Origin of the sequence: Thauera sp. 63 (assembly GCF_000310165.2) — a bacterium.
In the GTDB taxonomy this organism is placed as follows: Bacteria; Pseudomonadota; Gammaproteobacteria; order Burkholderiales; family Rhodocyclaceae; genus Thauera; species Thauera humireducens.
Genome location: NZ_AMXC01000005.1, coordinates 1 through 15544 on the forward strand (window position 1 = coordinate 1; position 15544 = coordinate 15544).

A 15544-nucleotide genomic window follows, 5' to 3' on the forward strand; every position below is an offset into this window, starting at 1 on the left:
CCCGCCGCGCGGACGTCGCCAGCCGCGACTTCGCCCGCGCCCTCGGCGCCTGCTGGACCGGCGCCTCGGACGAGCGTCCGCCGCAGCCGCTGGATGCAGCGCTGATCTTCGCCCCCGCCGGGGAACTGGTGCCGGCCGCGCTGCGAACCCTGTGCAAGGGCGGCATCGTCGTGTGCGCCGGCATCCACATGAGCGACATCCCGTCCTTTCCCTACGACATCCTGTGGGGCGAACGCCGCATCGTGTCGGTCGCCAATCTCACCCGGCACGACGGCGACGAGTTCCTCGCCCTCGCCGCGCGCGTGCCGGTGCGTACCGAGGTGACGCGCTTCGCGCTGGCCGACGCCAACCTCGCCCTCGACCGCCTGCGCCGCGGCGAACTGCAGGGCGCGGCGGTGCTGATTCCCTGAGGCAGGCACGCACGCCGCCGGAAGTCGCGCCAAACCGGGCAATCAGTGCTTGCCGTTGGCCGATAACTGTTTAAAATTACAGCCACCACAAGGAGGCTGTCATGAGCGCCCGCAGCGAAAACCTCACTGCCCGTCAGCAGGAAATTCTCGACTTCATCCGCAGCACCGTCGAAAGCGAGGGCCGTCCGCCCACCCGCGCCGAGGTGTGCACCGCCTTCGGCTTCCGCTCGCCCAACGCCGCCGAAACCCATCTGCGCGCGCTGGCCGCCAAAGGCGCCATCCTGCTCGAGGAAGGCCGTGCCCGCGGCATCCGCCTGGCCGAGGCGCTCGGCCTGCCGCTGGTCGGCCGTGTCGCCGCCGGCAGCCCGATCCTCGCCGCCGAACACGTCGAGGCCCGCTTCCAGCTCGACCCCGCGCTGTTCTCGCCGCGCGCCGACTACCTGCTGCGCGTGCGTGGCATGAGCATGCGCGACGCCGGCATCCTCGACGGCGACCTCATCGCCGTGCATCGCAGCGCCGAGGCCCGCAATGGCCAGATCGTCGTCGCCCGACTGGACGACGACGTCACCGTCAAGACCCTGCAGCGCAAGGGCCCAGTGGTCGAACTGCTGCCCGCCAACCCCGACTTCGAACCCATCGTGGTCGACACCCGGCACGCGCCGCTGACCATCGAGGGCATCATGGTCGGCCTGATCCGCAAGGATCGCTGACGACCCTCCCCCTTCATTGCACGGAGCACATCGTGGGCCAGGTTCTCGAGCGCCTGCCGGCAGGCCTCGTGTGGCAAGGCGCGCGGCTCGCCGATGCACGGGGCGCCACCCTCCATACCGGCTTTGCCGAGCTCGACGCCGAACTCCCGGGCGGCGGCTGGCCCGCGGGCGCGCTCATCGAACTGCTCGCCGAGCATCCCGGCGTCGGCGAGATCTCGCTGCTGCTGCCGCTGATGCAACGTACGCCGCCCGAGCGCTGGATCGCCTGGATCGCCCCGCCGCTGCTGCCCTACGCCCCGGCGCTGGCCGCAGCCGGCGTACCGCTCGAGCGCCTGCTGCTGATCCAGCCCGCCACTGCCGACGAAGTGCTGTGGGCCACGCGCCAGGCCGCGGCCGGCGGCAGCTGTGCGCTAGTGCTGGCCTGGCCCGCACGCCTGGACACCGCTGCCCTGCGCCGCCTGCAGCTTGCCGCCGAAGAGAGCGCCACACCGCTGTTCCTGTTCCGCGCGCCGTCCGCCGCGCGCCACGCCTCGCCCGCAGCCCTGCGGCTGCAGCTGTCTCCGACTGCAAACGGCCTGCGCATCGACATCCTGAAGCGGCGCGGGCCGCCCGCTGCCCATCCCGTCCACCTCGCCCTGCACAACGGTTCGCTGCAGGAATCGCCGCAGGAGCGACCCGCAGCGCCGGTCCCGGCGCCGCCACCCCGCCTGACCCTGGTCGGTTGATGCGTCATGCTCTGGCTCGCCATCCTTGTCCCCGACCTGCCGCTGCAGGTTTTCACCCGCGGCCTGACGCACACCGACACGCCGTTCGCGGTCGTCGACCGGATGGGCGCAGCTCGCATCCTGTGCGCCAATGCCGCAGCCCTCGCCCTCGGCGTGCAGACCGGCCAACCGCTGTCCACCGCGCAGGCGGTCGCCCCTGCGCTGCAACTGCAACCGTGCCAGCCTGAGCGCGAAGCCACCCTGCTGGCCGAGATCGCCTGCTGGGCAGGGCGTTTCACGCCCCGCATCAGCCTGGCCCCGCCCGACACGGTACTGCTCGAAATCCACTCCAGCCTGCGCCTGTTCGGCGGTCAGTCCCACATTGAGGACCAGCTCAAGGAAGGCCTCGCGCAGCTCGGGCTGCGTGCCCGGTTCGCCTGCGCCCCCACCCCGCTCGCCGCGCGCTGGTTCGCTGCCTGCGGCCAGGGCCTGCCCGCGCGCGGCGACTGGCGCTGCGGACTGGACGCCTTGCCACTGGCGGTGCTCGGCAGCGAAGGCGACTGCTCCGCCGCCACGCTCGAACTGCTGCGCGGCCTCGGCGCACAGCGCCTGGGCGATGTCCGTGCCCTGCCCGCCGCCGGCCTTGCGCGCCGGCAGGCCCAGTCGGTCAGTCTGCTGCTGGCCCGTGCGCGCGGCGAGCAGCCAGACCCGCGCCTCTGGTTCGCGCCGCCCGAGCGTTTCCACCACGAACTCGCGCTGCCCGCCCCCACCGACAGCAGCGAAGCCCTGCTGTTTGCCGCCCGCCGCCTGTTCGCCAGCCTGGCATCCTGGCTGCAGGCCCGGCACGCGGCCATCGATCATTGCCGCCTGCGGCTGCTCCACGAGCGCCAGCCCGCCACCGTGCTCGAGATCGTCCTCGGCCAGGCCGCCAACGACGAAGCCCACCTGGCCCTGATTGCCCGCGAACGACTCGACAGCCTGGCGCTACCCACGGAAGTCTGCGCGCTCGGCGTCGACGCCGATCATCTGTTGGCCCACGTGCCTCGGGCCGACGACCTGTTCGGCGCTCCGGGCCAGGCGCGTGACCAGGCCATGCGACTGGTCGACCGCCTGCGCGCACGCCTGGGCGAGAACGCGATCCGCCATCTGGCCCCGGTCGCCGACCACCGCCCGGAAGCCGCATGGCAGACCCAGGGGCGAACGCAGCACGGCCGCCAGCGCCCGGCGACCTCGAAGGCAGCATCGAATCCGGAAGCCGTCCTCCCCGACCGCCGGCGGCCCTTCTGGCTGCTGCCACACGCAACGGTGATCAGCCCTCAGCACTACACCCTGCTCGGCGACGCCGAACGCATCGAGAGCGGCTGGTGGGACGACGGCGACATGCGGCGCGACTACTTCCTGGCACAGCGCAGCGACAACACTCTGTGCTGGATCTACCACGAACTCTCGCCACCGGGCGGGTGGTACCTGCAGGGCTATTTCGGCTGACGCGCGCGCGCTCGCACAACACGACGCCCCGCCCCGGGGCGGGGGCAGCGAACGTAGTAAACTGCGGGCTGCCCCACACGCACCCGGCCTGCCGGGCACAAGAACACGATGTCCTCTCCTTCCCAAGCTTCCATCCCCGCTCACACCACGCGCCAAAGTGCCCTCAAGGGCGACATCGCCCGCCGCCGCGCCGGGTTGGGCCTGCTGGTTTTCCTCGTCGCGCTGCCCGTGTCCTGGTGGCTGTTCAGCCGGCTCGAACCCATCTGGTCCGAGATCATGCCACTCGAAGGCGTGGCCTTCATGGCCGCGGCCACCCTGCTCGGCGCTGCGCTGGCCATCGCGCCGCTGGCCGCCGGCATCGGCTTCCTGCTCGCGATCTGGTTCGGCGTCGACAGCGTCTACCAGCCACGCACCCGCGGCTGCGCGCTGCTCGACCGCGTCATCATTGCCGCCGGGCTCGTCGTGTGGTTCGCGCCCGTCCTGGTCGCCCTCGGCTCGGCCGGCCGTGCGCTGTACGAAGGACGGGTCCATTTCGTGCGCCCGCCACGCGACTACTTCCTCGCCACCGACCCGATCGCCTTCTGGCAGGGTGTCGGCTTCTGGCTGATCATGGCCGGCCTGTTCGGCTTCCTCGCCTGGCGCTACTGGCGCCCGCGCCTGCTCCCGACCGCTGCGGCTCAGGATTGAACCCCGCCACAGTTCAGGGCAGCGCGCTGCCTGCCCCCTCCGCCGGCGCGATCACGCGCCAGCTGCTGCACCACGCCTGGCCGGTGCTCGTCGCGCAGATCCTGTCGATGAGCATGATGATCGCCGATACCCTCATCGCCGGTCGCTACGGCACGGCCGACCTGGCCGCGGTCGCAGTGGGCAGCGGGCTCTACATCTCGGTGGTGATGCTGCTCGTCGGCATCCTGCAGGCCGTGGCGCCCACGGTGGCGCACCTGTTCGGCGCCGGTCGCCTGCACGCTATCGGCCCGGCCCTGCAGCAGGGTTTCTGGCTGGCCCTGATGCTCGCCGTGCCCGGCACCCTGGTCCTCGGCTACCCGGAGCACCTGCTGCAGCTGGCCCGCGTTCCGCCGGACATCGCCGAGGGCGCCGGCGCCTACATGCAGGCTGCCGCGTTCGGCCTGCCGGCCGTGCTGCTGTACCGCACCTTCTACGCCTTCAACAACGCCGTCGGCCGGCCACGCGTGCTGATGGCGATCAGCTTCGTCGTCACCGCCACCCACATCCCGCTGGCCTGGGCACTGACCAACGGCCTGTTCGGCTTCGCCGGCCTGCCGGCGCTGGGCGGCACCGGTTGCGGCGTCTCGACCGCCATCGTTGCCTGGCTGGGTCTGATCTGCGGGTTTACGCACCTGGTCCGCAGCCCGGCCTACCGACCCTACGCGATCTTCTTCGACTGGCGCCCGCCGCGCCTGCGCGAAATCGGTACACTGCTGCGCCTCGGCGTGCCGATGGGCTTCTCGACCTTCATCGAGATCACCTCCTTCACCCTGATCGCGCTTTTCGTCGCCCGCCTCGGTGCCGAGGCCGTGGCCGGCCACCGCGTCGTCGCCAACCTCGCCGCACTGGTCTACATGCTGCCGCTGGCGATGTCGATCGCCACGCTGGTGCTGGTCGGCCAGGCCGCCGGCGCGCACGACTGGGCGCGCGCACGTGCGACGGTGCGTGTCAGCCTGTACCTGACCGCAGGCTTCGCCACCGCGATCGGCATCGGCCTGTGGCTGCTGCGCGAGCCGGTGATCGCGCTGTCCTCCACCGACCCCGCGGTGCGCGCCGTGGCGCTGGGCCTGGTCGCCTACATCTGCATCTACCAGCTCACCGACTCGACCCAGACCGTGGCCGCCCACGCGCTGCGCGGCTTCAAGGTGACGCTGCTGCCGATGTTCCTGCACACGCTGTGCTTCTGGGGCGTGGGCCTGGGCGGCGGCTACTGGGCCACCTATCACGCCTTCGGGCGCGAGACCGCGCCCACCGTGGCCGGCTTCTGGGAGGCCAGCGTGGCGGCCACGGTGCTCGCGACCGCGCTGTTCGGCTGGCTGCTGTATCGCGTCATGGGCCGCCAGGGCGACTCATGGCCGCCCCACTCAAGGAATCGAACCCCATGACCGACATCACGATCTACCACAATCCGCGCTGCGGCTCCTCCCGCAACACGCTGACGATGCTCCGCGACCGCGGCATCGAACCGCGCGTCGTCGAGTACCTGAAGACACCGCCCAGCCGCGACGAACTCGTCGCGCTGATCGAAGCGGTCGGCCTCGGCGTGCGCGGCATCATGCGTGAAAAGGAAGCCTTGTTCGCAGAACTCGGTTTGGGCGATGCGACCCGGACGGACGATGAACTGATCGACGCAATACTGGCCCATCCGATCCTGCTCAACCGCCCCATCGTGGTCACGCCGCTCGGCACCCGCCTGTGCCGGCCGCCCGAAGTCGTGCTCGAAATCCTGCCCGGCACGCAGCACTGAACGCCGCCGTCCGCTGCGCAATGATCGACCGCGCAGCGGGGGTCATTGCGGCCGTTCTGACCGTTCGACATCGAGTCGTGGCGTATTTCACCGCTTCGGCGGCGGCTGCGTCGTAGCCTTTCATCTGCGCAGAGCGGCGTGGCATTGCCCCGGACCGGCGGTTTTCCGCCTCGCCCCGCCTGCGCGAGAGGAAACCTGCCAGCCTCCGGCGCATGCTGCGCCGGCCACCCGCAACGGACGACATGACGAACGCAAACACTTCTGACCGCCGCTCAGGCAACGACCGACGTTCAGGCCAGGACCGACGGTCGACGATCGGTGGCCCGCCGAACGGAATCGGCGAGCGGCGCAAGCGGCCCGAGCCGCGTCTGCCCGAGGTCAGCGAGCTCGCGCTCTCCGACGACGAATGGCAGTCGATGTTCGGCCCGAGGACACCGCAGACGCGGTGACCCCGTCCCGTCCTGATCCGGACTTGATCGGGTTCCCGAAGCGAATCGATGTAGCGGCCGCCCGCGTTTCGCTCAGGCCGCGCCGCCCAGCCAGCCCCGACGCAGCTTCGATGCGACGGCACCGGCCTTGATCGCAGGCTTCAGGCTCACCTTGTCCGCCGGGGCCTCGGCCAGCACCACGCTGAAGCTCATCAGTTCGTCACGGCGGAACACATGCAGCTTGACCGCGTCGCCCGGACGGCGGCGCAGCAGCATTTCGTCCAGGCTCTTGCTGCCCACCTTCAGGCCGTCCAGCGCCACCAGTACGTCACCGGCCGACAGTCCAGCCGCCTGTGCCGGTCCGCCGTCGAACACGTTGGCGAGCTTTGCCTCGCCATTGCCGGCGGCCAGCTTCACGCCCAGCCAGGGTGCCTTCGACGCCGGCTCGGCGTGGTACTCAATGCCGAACCCCTTCAGCAGCCTGGCCAGCGGCAGGTCGTCCGTACCCTCCACCGTCTTCTGCAGCCAGCGCGCCAGCTTCGGTCCCAGGGTGTCGCCGCCCACCTCGCGCACCGCCTCGAAGAGGCCCGTCTCGGCCACGCCCTGCCCGGTCTGGCCGTGGCGCAGCCAGAGCAGGCGCATCACGTCGTCGAGGCTCTTGTTGCCGTCGCTGCCGGCGCGCAGTTGCAGGTCCAGCGCCAGCGCCACCAGCGCCCCCTTGGCGTAGTAGCTGACGATGGCGTTGGGTGCGTTCTCGTCCTGGCGGTAGTACTTGGTCCAGGCGTCGAAGGACGACTCCGCCACGCTCTGCTTGGTCCGCCCGTTGCCCTTCAGCACGTTCGACACCGTCTTGCCGAGCAGGCCGAGGTAATCGTCGGGCGTGATCACGCCGCTGCGCACCAGCGCGAGATCGTCGTAGTAGGAGGTGAAGCCCTCGAAGGCCCACAGCAGGCGGGTGTAGTTCTCCTGCGTGAGGTCGTAGGGCGTGAAGGCCGCCGGCTTGATGCGCTTGACGTTCCAGGTGTGGAAGTACTCGTGGCTGCACAGGCCGAGGAAGGTCTTGTAGCCGTCGGGAAGACCTTCCATGCCCTTCCACGGCAGGTCGGCGCGGCTGCACAGCAGCGCAGTCGAGGCGCGATGTTCCAGCCCGCCGTAACCGTCGCCCACCACCATGGTCAGGAAGGCGTAGTAATCCATCGGCGGCGGCGCACCGAACAGCGCGATCTGCCACTCGCACACGCGGCGCAGGTCCTCCGCCAGACGCCCGAAATCGCAATCGTGGCGGCCGGTCAGCACGATGTCGTGCGTCACCCCCGCCGCCTCGAAGTGGCCGAGCGTGAACGTGCCCATTTCCACCGGATGGTCGATCAGCTCGTCGTAGTCCGCCGCGCGATACACGCCGAAGCCGTAGGGCCGCGCAGCACCGCGGACCCCGCGCGCCAGCGGCAGCGCGGTCGCCACCTTCCAGTCACGGTAGCCGGCGCCCTCCGGTCGCTCGATGTCGACGAGGCAGGCGCGGTCGGTACGCCCCTCGACGGCCAGGAAAACGCTGGTGCCGTTGAAGAAACCGTGGGTCTCGTCGAGATGCGCGGCGCGCACCGACAGATCCCAGGCATAAACCTCGTAATGCAGGCTCAGCGTGCCGCCGGCCCGCAGCGGCGCGGCGCGCCAGCTGTGCTTGTCGAGCTTCTCCACGCGCCACGGCTGGCCATCGACCTCGGCCCGCAGGCTCACGATGTTGCGCGCGAACTCGCGGATCATGTAGCTGCCCGGAATCCACGCCGGCAGGCGGAACACCTGGCCAGCCGGATCGGGATCGCGCACGGTGCAGCTGACCTCGAACAGGTGGGCGCCGGGATGGGCGGGACGGATGCGGTATTCGATGGGGGGCAGCGCGGCGGAAGGCATCGGGCAGGAATCGGGCGAAAGGACGGGTTCAGGGCATTACGGAAGCAGCAGATGGCGGCAGGGGCGCGACTCAGGCACCGCCGCGGGGGCGGGAGCGCAGCATGTCGAGATACAGCGTCTCGACCTGCTCGCGCGCCCAGGGCGTGCGCCGCAGGAACTTGAGGCTCGAGGTGATGCTGGGCTCGTGGTTGAAACAGCGGATGTTGACCCGCCGTCCGAGTTCCGCCCAGCCGAAACGCTCCACCAGGGCGGTGAGCATCCGTTCGAGGGTCAGGCCATGCAGCGGGTTGTTGGTCTGGGCTTGAGGCTGGGTCATTGTGCCTTCCCGGCCGTCGGCACTTGGTCCTGGGGCGCAGCGGCCTGCAGCGTCCGTTCCAGACGCGCCGGATCGAACCCGCGCGTCTCCAGCCGGCCGAGCAGTCGCGCGTAGGCCTGCGCATCGACAACCGGCGTCCGCGACAACACCCAAAGGTATTCACGGCTGGGCTCGCTCACCGCGACGAGCTGGTAGCCCGGATCGAGATCGATCACCCAGTAGTCACCCCACACCATCGGCAGGAAGGACAGCGAGGCGGGCGCGAAGCGGACTTCGAGCCGCGGCGAGTCGGCCGGCCCGAGCTGGCGCGCCTGACCGATCGCCTCGGACAGGCTCCCGTCCTCTTCACGGCAACGGTTGATGACCTGTATCTGTCCGGTCGGCTGCAGGCTGTAGTCGGCGCGGGTGTCGCCGACGCACTTCTTCTGGAACCAGTTGGGATACTTGGCGATTTCGTACCACGTGCCCATGTAGCGCTGCACGTCCAGCGCGGCAATCGGCTGCAGCGGCTCGACCGCGGTCGCCCCTTCAGCGGCCGCCGGTCCCGGCTGCAGGCCGAGCGCGAACGCAAGCATTGCGAATGTCGTCTTGATCTTCATGGCGTCTCCGACTGGTTTGCTTCGCCCGCGTTCCCTGCGGCCAAGGCTCAGGCCCGGCGCTTCAGCAGCAGCCCGCTTTCCAGATGGTGCGTGTAAGGGAACTGGTCGAACACCGCTGCGGCGGCGATCTCGTGCGTGTCCTGCAGCGCAGCGACGTTGTCGCGCAGCGTGACCGGATTGCAGGAGATGTAGAGGATGCGGTCGAACCCGCGCGCCAGTTCCACGGTGGCCGCATCCAGCCCGCTGCGGGGCGGATCGACGAACAGCGTGGAGAAGCGGTAGCTGTCGAGCGCGACGTCCTTCATGCGGCGGTACTCGCGGCCACCGGCGAGCGCGTCGCTGATCTCGTCGCTCGACATGCGCACCATGGTGACGTTGCTCACGCCGTTGGCGTCGAGGTTGTAGTGCGCCGCACGCACCGAGGACTTGCTGACCTCGGTCGCCAGCACCTTGTCGAAGGCCGGCGCCAGCGCGATGGTGAAGTTGCCGTTGCCGCAATACAGCTCCAGCAGGTCGCCACCTGCGTCTGCCACCTGGCGGCAGGCCCAGCCCAGCATCTGGCGATTCACGCTCACGTTGGGCTGCGTGAAGCTGCCCTCGATCTGCTGGTAGCGCAGCGTGCGGCCATCCAGTTCGAAGGACTCGAGCAGCCAGTCGCGCCCTAGCACGATCTTCTGCTTGCGGCTGCGGCCGATCAGCTGCACGCCGAAGCGGTCCGCCAGCGCCTGCGCGGCTTCCACCCAGTCGTCGCCAAGCGGGCGGTGATAGATCAGGCACACCATCAGCTCGCCGCTGTGCGTGGCCAGGAACTCGACCTGGAACAGCTTGCGCTTGAGCACCTCGCTTTCCTGCAGGGTGTCGCGCAGGCGCGGCATCAAGTCGCAGATCGGCTTCGCCGCGGCGGGGAAATCGTCGATCAGCACGACCTTCTTGCTGTCCTCGCCGCTCTCGAACATCGCGTAGTCGATGCGTCCGCCGTGATGCCACAGCCGGAACTCGGCGCGCATCCGGTAATGCAGCGGCGCCGAGCGGAAAACCTCGGGCTCGGGCAGTCCCAGCCCGGCGAAGTCACGCCGGAAAGTCGCGAGCTTGTCGGCCAGCTGGGATTCGTACTGGGCGGGGTCGATGCGGTCGAGGGACATGGTGGCGGCTGCGGCGGCGGGGCAAAACGGAGGGGGCGGAGTATAACCCGGGCTGGATCGCGTCCCGGACACGGCTATGATTCGAGGGCACCCGCTTTCAAAGAAGGAGCGCAGCATGGAAAAGAGCACGCACAGCATGAAGGATCTTTTCGCCCAGCTCGGCCTGCCCAATGGCGACGAGGACATTGCCGCCTTCATCAAGGCGCATTCGCCGCTGCCCGAGTTCATCAAGCTGCCCGACGCCCCGTGCTGGACCACCGCGCAAGGCGCCTTCCTGCGTGAGGAACTGGCCGAGGACGCAGACTGGGCTGAGGTGGTGGATCAGCTCAACGCGGCACTGCGAGGCCGCTGAAAGCCTTCCGCCCCCAACTCTTCCCCCTTCCGCTCCCCAGACTCGGCGCCTGCGTTAACCGCATTAACACAGGCGCCGCAGCCGTTCACAAATCTCCCACCCGCGTTAACACCACATGACTATGATTAGAACGTGGTTTTTCCACCGGGCTGTCCCGGCCTGTAACGCAGGCCCCGCGCGCATCGGCATGACGCAGCGGTTCTTGTTCGGTGAAAACGTGAACACGGAGATCGAGACGTGAACAATCAACCCAGCGGGCGTGCCGCCCCGTCCGGTGCAGAGGCCTCCGGGCGCAAGAACGAGTGGCCGAGGTTCCTGCTGCTCGCCTTCGTTGGACTGCCCATCACGATGACCCTGGCAATTGCAGCCTACGGCTTCGTGGTGTGGTTCCTGCAGATCCTTTTCTTCGGACCCCCGTCCTGATCTGCCCAATCGGGACTCAGGGGCATGCGCTGCCGCACCCCCCAGGCATCGGACAACACGCAGGAGCAACATCATGAGAAACCTACTTCGGTCCCTGAGGGACCTCTTCCTCAAGCCATCGGTCAGGATTGGCCTCGGCGTGCTGGTCACCGGCGGCTTCATCGCCGGCGTGCTCGCGTGGCAGGGTTTCAACACCGCCATGGAAGCCACCAACAAGGAGGAGTTCTGCATCAGCTGCCACACGATGCACGACAACCTCCTTCCCGAACTGCAAAAGACGGTGCACTGGAACAACCGCACCGGCGTGCGTGCGCGCTGCCCGGATTGCCACGTGCCGCACAACTTCACTGACAAAGTCGCCCGCAAGATGCAGGCCAGCCGCGAAGTCTGGGGCCATCTGGTCGGCACCATCGGCACCCGCGAGAAGTTCAAGGAGCACCGCATCGTGCTGGCGCAGCGCGAATGGGCCCGCTTCTCGGCCAATGGCTCGAAGGAATGCCGCGCCTGCCATGACTACAAGGACATGGACTTCGACAAGATGCGTCCCGCCTCCCAGGTCGCGATGCGCAAGGCCGCCGAGCGCAACCAGAGCTGTGTCGACTGCCACAAGGGCATCGCCCACCAGCTGCCCGAGATGAAGGGCGCGCGCAACCCGGCCTTCGACACCCTGGTGTCGTCCGCCGCCGGCCAGAGCGTCGATACCGGCAAGGACTATTTCCTGGTCGTGCCGCAGGATCTGTACGCCGATGAAGGCATGACCAAGCGCATCGGCTCGATCGAGGTCGCCACCCAGGTCAAGGTGCTCGAGACCAAGGGCGACGCGCAGCGGGTCGAACTGGCGCTGTGGCGCAAGAACAAGGGCTACGCCCGGGTCTGGTACAGCCACTTCGGGCTCAACATCACCAGCGCCATTCTCGACAAGGACATCGCGCAGGACGCGGGCTTCGTGAAGGTGCTCGACACCAAGGAAGATCCGATGACCGGCCTCGAATGGCAGCAGGTCACCGCCACCGCCTGGATGCGCAAGGGCAGCGTGCTCGACAGCGTCGAACCGGTGTGGTCCATCGCCCGCGCCAGCTACAGCAGCAGCTGCAGCGTGTGCCACCGCCAGCCGGACGAAGCGCACTTCGACGCCAACACCTGGCCGGGCCTCTTCGGCGGCATGGTCGGCTTCACCAGCATGGATGACGACACCGCCCGCGTGGTGCTCAAGTACCTCCAGACCCATTCGTCCGATTTCAGCAAGTCGCACGGCGCCGGTTCGCCCGATTCCGCCCTGCAGACCGCGCGTCCCTGATCAGGAGTTGAACACCATGAACTACTCTCGGCGAGGTTTCCTCAAGGCCATGGCGGCCATGTCGGGTAGCGCGCTGGTCGCGCCCGGCCTGCTCACCGCCGCCCCAGCCTTCGCGGCTGGCGAGGCCACCGCAGTCAGCGACGACATCACCACCTGGAAGATCAGCGGCTCGCACTTCGGCGCCATCCGCGCCAAGGTGGTCGGCGACCGCGTGGTCGACATCCGTCCCTTCGAGCACGACAAGCACCCGACGGAAATGATCAAGGGCCTGCTCGGCCTGATCTACAGCCCGTCCCGCGTGCGCTACCCGATGGTGCGCCTGGACTGGTACCGCAAGCGCCACCTCAGCGACACCAGCCAGCGCGGCGACAACCGCTTCGTGCGGGTGAGCTGGGACGAGGCGCTCGACCTGTTCTACGAAGAACTCGAACGCATCCAGAAGGACTACGGCCCGTGGGCCCTGCACACGGCCGGCGTGGGCTGGCGCTCAGTCGGCCAGGTGCATAGCTGCGGCAACCACATGGTGCGCGGCATCGGCATGCACGGTCGCAGCGTCGGCACCATCGGCGACTACTCGACCGGCGCCGGGCAGATGATCCTGCCCTACGTGCTCGGCTCGACCGAGGTGTATTCACAGGGCACCTCCTGGGACGTGATCCTGCAGGAGAGCAAGCTCGTCGTGTTCTGGGCCAACGACCCGATCAAGAACCTGCAGGTGGGCTGGAACACCGAGACCCACGAGTCCTACGCCTACTTCGAACAGCTCAAGGCCAAGGTCGCCGACAAGTCGATCCAGGTGATCTGCATCGACCCGGTCAAGAGCAAGACGCTCAACTACCTCGGCGCCGCCGAGCACCAGTACATCAACCCGATGACCGACGTGCCGCTGATGCTCGCCATCGCGCACACGCTGGTCAAGGAAGGCCTGCACGACCAGAAGTTCCTCGACACCTACACCCTCGGTTTCGACAAGTTCCTGCCCTACCTCGAAGGCAAGACCGAGGACCAGGCCGAGAAGACGCCCGAGTGGGCGGAGAAGATCTGCGGCGTGCCCGCCGATCGCATCCGCGAGCTCGCACGCCTGATGGCCAAGCATCGCACCCAGCTCATCTTCGGCTGGGCGGTGCAGCGCCAGCAGCACGGCGAGCAGCCCTACTGGATGGGTGCAGTGCTGGCGGCGATGCTCGGCCAGATCGGCCTGCCCGGCGGCGGCATCAGCTACGCACACCACTACAGCTCGGTGGGCGTGTCCTCGTCGGGCGCGGCCATGCCCGGCGCCTTCCCGCTCAACCTCGATCCGGGCCGCAAGCCCAAGCACGACAACACCGACTACAAGGGCTACAGCGCGGTGGTGCCCATCGCGCGCGTGATCGACGCCCTGCTCGAGCCGGGCAAGGAGATCGACTTCAACGGCGGCAAGGTCAAGCTGCCGCCCTACAAGATGGCGATCTTCAGCGGCTGCAACCAGTGGCACCGCCAGCCCCAGCGCAACCGCATGAAGGAAGCCTGGCGCAAGCTCGAGACCGTGGTCGCCATCGACTACAACTGGACCGCGACCTGCCGCTTCGCCGACATCGTGCTGCCGGCGTGCACGCCCTTCGAGCGCAACGACCTCGACGGCTACGGCTCGTACAGCAACCGGGGCATCATTGCGATGCAGAAGCTGGTCGATCCGCTGTTCCACTCGCGCACCGACTTCGAGATCTTCCGCGGCCTCACCCGGCGCTTCAACCGCGACGCCGAATACACCCGCGGCATGGACGAAATGCAGTGGGTGGAGAAGATCTACGAGGACTGCCGCAAGGAAAACGGCCTCAAGGACATCGCCATGCCGCCCTTCGCCGAGTTCTGGAAGCAGGGTTACGTGCTCTTCCCCGAGGGCAAGCCCTGGGTGCGCCATGCCGACTTCCGTGACGACGCCGAGGTCAATGCGCTCGGCACGCCCTCGGGCTTCATCGAGATCTTCAGCCGCAAGATCGACCGCTACGGCTACGCCGACTGCAAGGGCCACCCGGTGTGGATGGAAAAGACCGAGCGCTCGCACGGCGGCCCCGGCTCCGACCGCTTCCCGCTGTGGCTGCAGTCGGTACACCCGGACAAGCGCCTGCACTCGCAGCTTTGCGAATCCGAGCCGCTGCGCGGGACCTACACCATCGCCGGCCGCGAGCCGGTGTTCCTCGGCCCCGAGGACGCCGCCGCGCGCGGCATCAAGCATGGCGACCTGGTGCGGGTGTTCAACGACCGCGGCCAGTTGCTGGCCGGCGCCCACGTGTCGAACAACTTCCCGCGCGGCGTGGTGCGCATCCAGGAAGGCGCCTGGTACGGACCGACCGGACCGGAAATCGGCGCACTCGACACCTACGGCGACCCCAACACGCTGACCCTCGACATCGGCACCTCCAGCCTGGCGCAAGCCACCAGCGCCAACACCTGCCTGGTGCAGATCGAGAAGTTCGTCGGCACGCCGCCGAAGGTCACCTCGTTTGGCGGACCGATCGAGGTCGATCCTGAAGGCAGGGAGGTCAAGCCCGCATGAATGCCCCCGAGCAGACCACCCTCGATCGTACCGAGTGGCAACTCGCCAGCGCACAGCGCGGCCGGCTCTACGGCTGGTTCTCCGCGCTGTACGCGCTGGAGGTGTCCGAGGAGATGTTCCACACCCACTTCGCGAACGGGCGCTTCGCCCCGTTCGCGGGCCTGGGCGAGCTTGGCCTCGCGGCCGAGCTGACCCGCCTCGACACCGCCATCGCCTCGCTGCGCGCGCTTCCCCTGCCACGGCTCGAGCTGGCTGCCGATTACGCCCAGCTCTTCCTGCTCGACGCCAAGACCGGCGCCCTGCCCTATGCCTCGGCGTATGAGAGCGAGGACGCCGCGGCCCCGCTGTATGGCGCAGCCGAAGCGCGCATGCGCGAATTCCTTGCCGCCCACAAGCTCGCGATCGAACCGGGTTTTCGCGAACCCGCCGACCACCTCGCCGTGCCGCTCGCCTTCATGGCCGATCTCGCCGAACGCGACGCCACCCGTGACGACATTGCCCGTGCCGCGCAGGAGCAGGCCGACTTCCTGCGCAGCGCGCTGCTGGGCTGGCTGCCCCGCTTCGCCGAACGCTGCCGCCAGGCGGGGCCGCAGTTCGATTTCTACCCGGCCCTGGCGATGCTGCTGCTCGGCTTCGTGCGCGCGGACACGCTGTTTCTCGACGACGTCGCCGGTAACGTGCGGCCTGCGGCCTGAGCCGGCTGCGGGCCCGCTCCGGACGCCCCGGAACGGGTAATATGCGACGGTTTCGCACTGCGG

Annotated in this window: 16 protein-coding genes and 1 pseudogene; 13 read left to right on the forward strand and 4 right to left on the reverse strand. The window is 68.6% G+C overall.

Annotated features, from left to right (window positions below; all coding sequences use genetic code 11):
* From C664_RS06160 to C664_RS06195, 8 genes and pseudogenes are all read left to right on the forward strand, one after another.
* Positions 1-410: pseudogene (locus tag C664_RS06160) on the forward strand (alcohol dehydrogenase); the annotation flags it as partial.
* A gap of 101 nt (positions 411-511) precedes the next feature.
* Positions 512-1120, forward strand: coding sequence for a transcriptional repressor LexA (lexA, locus tag C664_RS06165; protein ID WP_004255503.1), 609 nt, complete (start codon positions 512-514; stop codon positions 1118-1120).
* Between the two features lie 32 nt (positions 1121-1152).
* Complete coding sequence (imuA, locus tag C664_RS06170; protein WP_004255505.1) at positions 1153-1845, forward strand: translesion DNA synthesis-associated protein ImuA; 693 nt, start codon at positions 1153-1155, stop codon at positions 1843-1845.
* 6 nt (positions 1846-1851) lie between these two features.
* Positions 1852-3312, forward strand: coding sequence for a Y-family DNA polymerase (locus C664_RS06175; RefSeq protein WP_004255508.1), 1461 nt, complete (start codon positions 1852-1854; stop codon positions 3310-3312).
* 108 nt (positions 3313-3420) lie between these two features.
* On the forward strand, positions 3421-3999 hold the full coding sequence (locus C664_RS06180) for a hypothetical protein (protein WP_038011104.1): 579 nt from the start codon (positions 3421-3423) through the stop codon (positions 3997-3999).
* Positions 3996-5423, forward strand: a complete 1428-nt coding sequence (locus C664_RS06185; protein ID WP_004255515.1) for an MATE family efflux transporter — start codon at positions 3996-3998, stop codon at positions 5421-5423. Before C664_RS06180 ends, C664_RS06185 begins: the two co-directional genes overlap by 4 nt.
* Positions 5420-5785 (forward strand): arsenate reductase (glutaredoxin), encoded by a 366-nt coding sequence (gene arsC / locus C664_RS06190; RefSeq protein ID WP_004255518.1) that lies wholly within the window; start codon positions 5420-5422, stop codon positions 5783-5785. Before C664_RS06185 ends, arsC begins: the two co-directional genes overlap by 4 nt.
* Positions 5786-6027: 242 nt before the next feature.
* On the forward strand, positions 6028-6234 hold the full coding sequence (locus C664_RS06195) for a hypothetical protein (protein WP_157354007.1): 207 nt from the start codon (positions 6028-6030) through the stop codon (positions 6232-6234).
* Between the two features lie 72 nt (positions 6235-6306).
* Here C664_RS06195 and C664_RS06200 read toward each other — a convergent pair whose 3' ends face one another.
* The 4 genes from C664_RS06200 to trmA form a co-directional block, all read right to left on the reverse strand.
* Complete coding sequence (locus C664_RS06200) at positions 6307-8121, reverse strand: M61 family metallopeptidase (protein WP_004255525.1); 1815 nt, start codon at positions 8119-8121, stop codon at positions 6307-6309.
* A gap of 70 nt (positions 8122-8191) precedes the next feature.
* The gene (locus C664_RS06205) at positions 8192-8437 is read right to left on the reverse strand and encodes a VF530 family DNA-binding protein (protein ID WP_004255528.1); all 246 of its coding nucleotides are present in this window, start codon (positions 8435-8437) and stop codon (positions 8192-8194) included.
* Positions 8434-9036, reverse strand: coding sequence for a lipocalin family protein (locus C664_RS06210; protein WP_004255531.1), 603 nt, complete (start codon positions 9034-9036; stop codon positions 8434-8436). Before C664_RS06210 ends, C664_RS06205 begins: the two co-directional genes overlap by 4 nt.
* Before the next feature lie 47 nt (positions 9037-9083).
* Positions 9084-10178: a tRNA (uridine(54)-C5)-methyltransferase TrmA gene (trmA, locus tag C664_RS06215; RefSeq protein WP_004255534.1), complete on the reverse strand. Its 1095-nt coding sequence runs from the start codon at positions 10176-10178 to the stop codon at positions 9084-9086.
* Positions 10179-10293: 115 nt separating this feature from the next.
* Here trmA and C664_RS06220 point away from each other — a divergent pair, with 115 nt between their 5' ends.
* The 5 genes from C664_RS06220 to torD all read left to right on the forward strand — a co-directional run bounded on the left by C664_RS06220 (position 10294) and on the right by torD (position 15481).
* The gene (locus C664_RS06220; RefSeq protein WP_004255537.1) at positions 10294-10530 is read left to right on the forward strand and encodes a DUF2789 domain-containing protein; all 237 of its coding nucleotides are present in this window, start codon (positions 10294-10296) and stop codon (positions 10528-10530) included.
* 237 nt (positions 10531-10767) lie between these two features.
* On the forward strand, positions 10768-10953 hold the full coding sequence (locus C664_RS06225; protein ID WP_004255539.1) for a periplasmic nitrate reductase, NapE protein: 186 nt from the start codon (positions 10768-10770) through the stop codon (positions 10951-10953).
* A 73-nt stretch (positions 10954-11026) separates the two neighbouring features.
* A complete protein-coding gene (torC, locus tag C664_RS06230; protein WP_038011107.1) occupies positions 11027-12250 on the forward strand; it encodes a pentaheme c-type cytochrome TorC in 1224 nt (407 codons plus the stop codon).
* A 16-nt stretch (positions 12251-12266) separates the two neighbouring features.
* The gene (torA, locus tag C664_RS06235) at positions 12267-14786 is read left to right on the forward strand and encodes a trimethylamine-N-oxide reductase TorA (RefSeq protein ID WP_004255544.1); all 2520 of its coding nucleotides are present in this window, start codon (positions 12267-12269) and stop codon (positions 14784-14786) included.
* Positions 14783-15481 carry a molecular chaperone TorD gene (gene torD, locus C664_RS06240; protein WP_004255546.1) on the forward strand — a complete coding sequence of 233 codons (699 nt, stop codon included), beginning with the start codon at positions 14783-14785 and terminating at the stop codon, positions 15479-15481. Before torA ends, torD begins: the two co-directional genes overlap by 4 nt.
* Positions 15482-15544 lie beyond the last annotated feature (63 nt).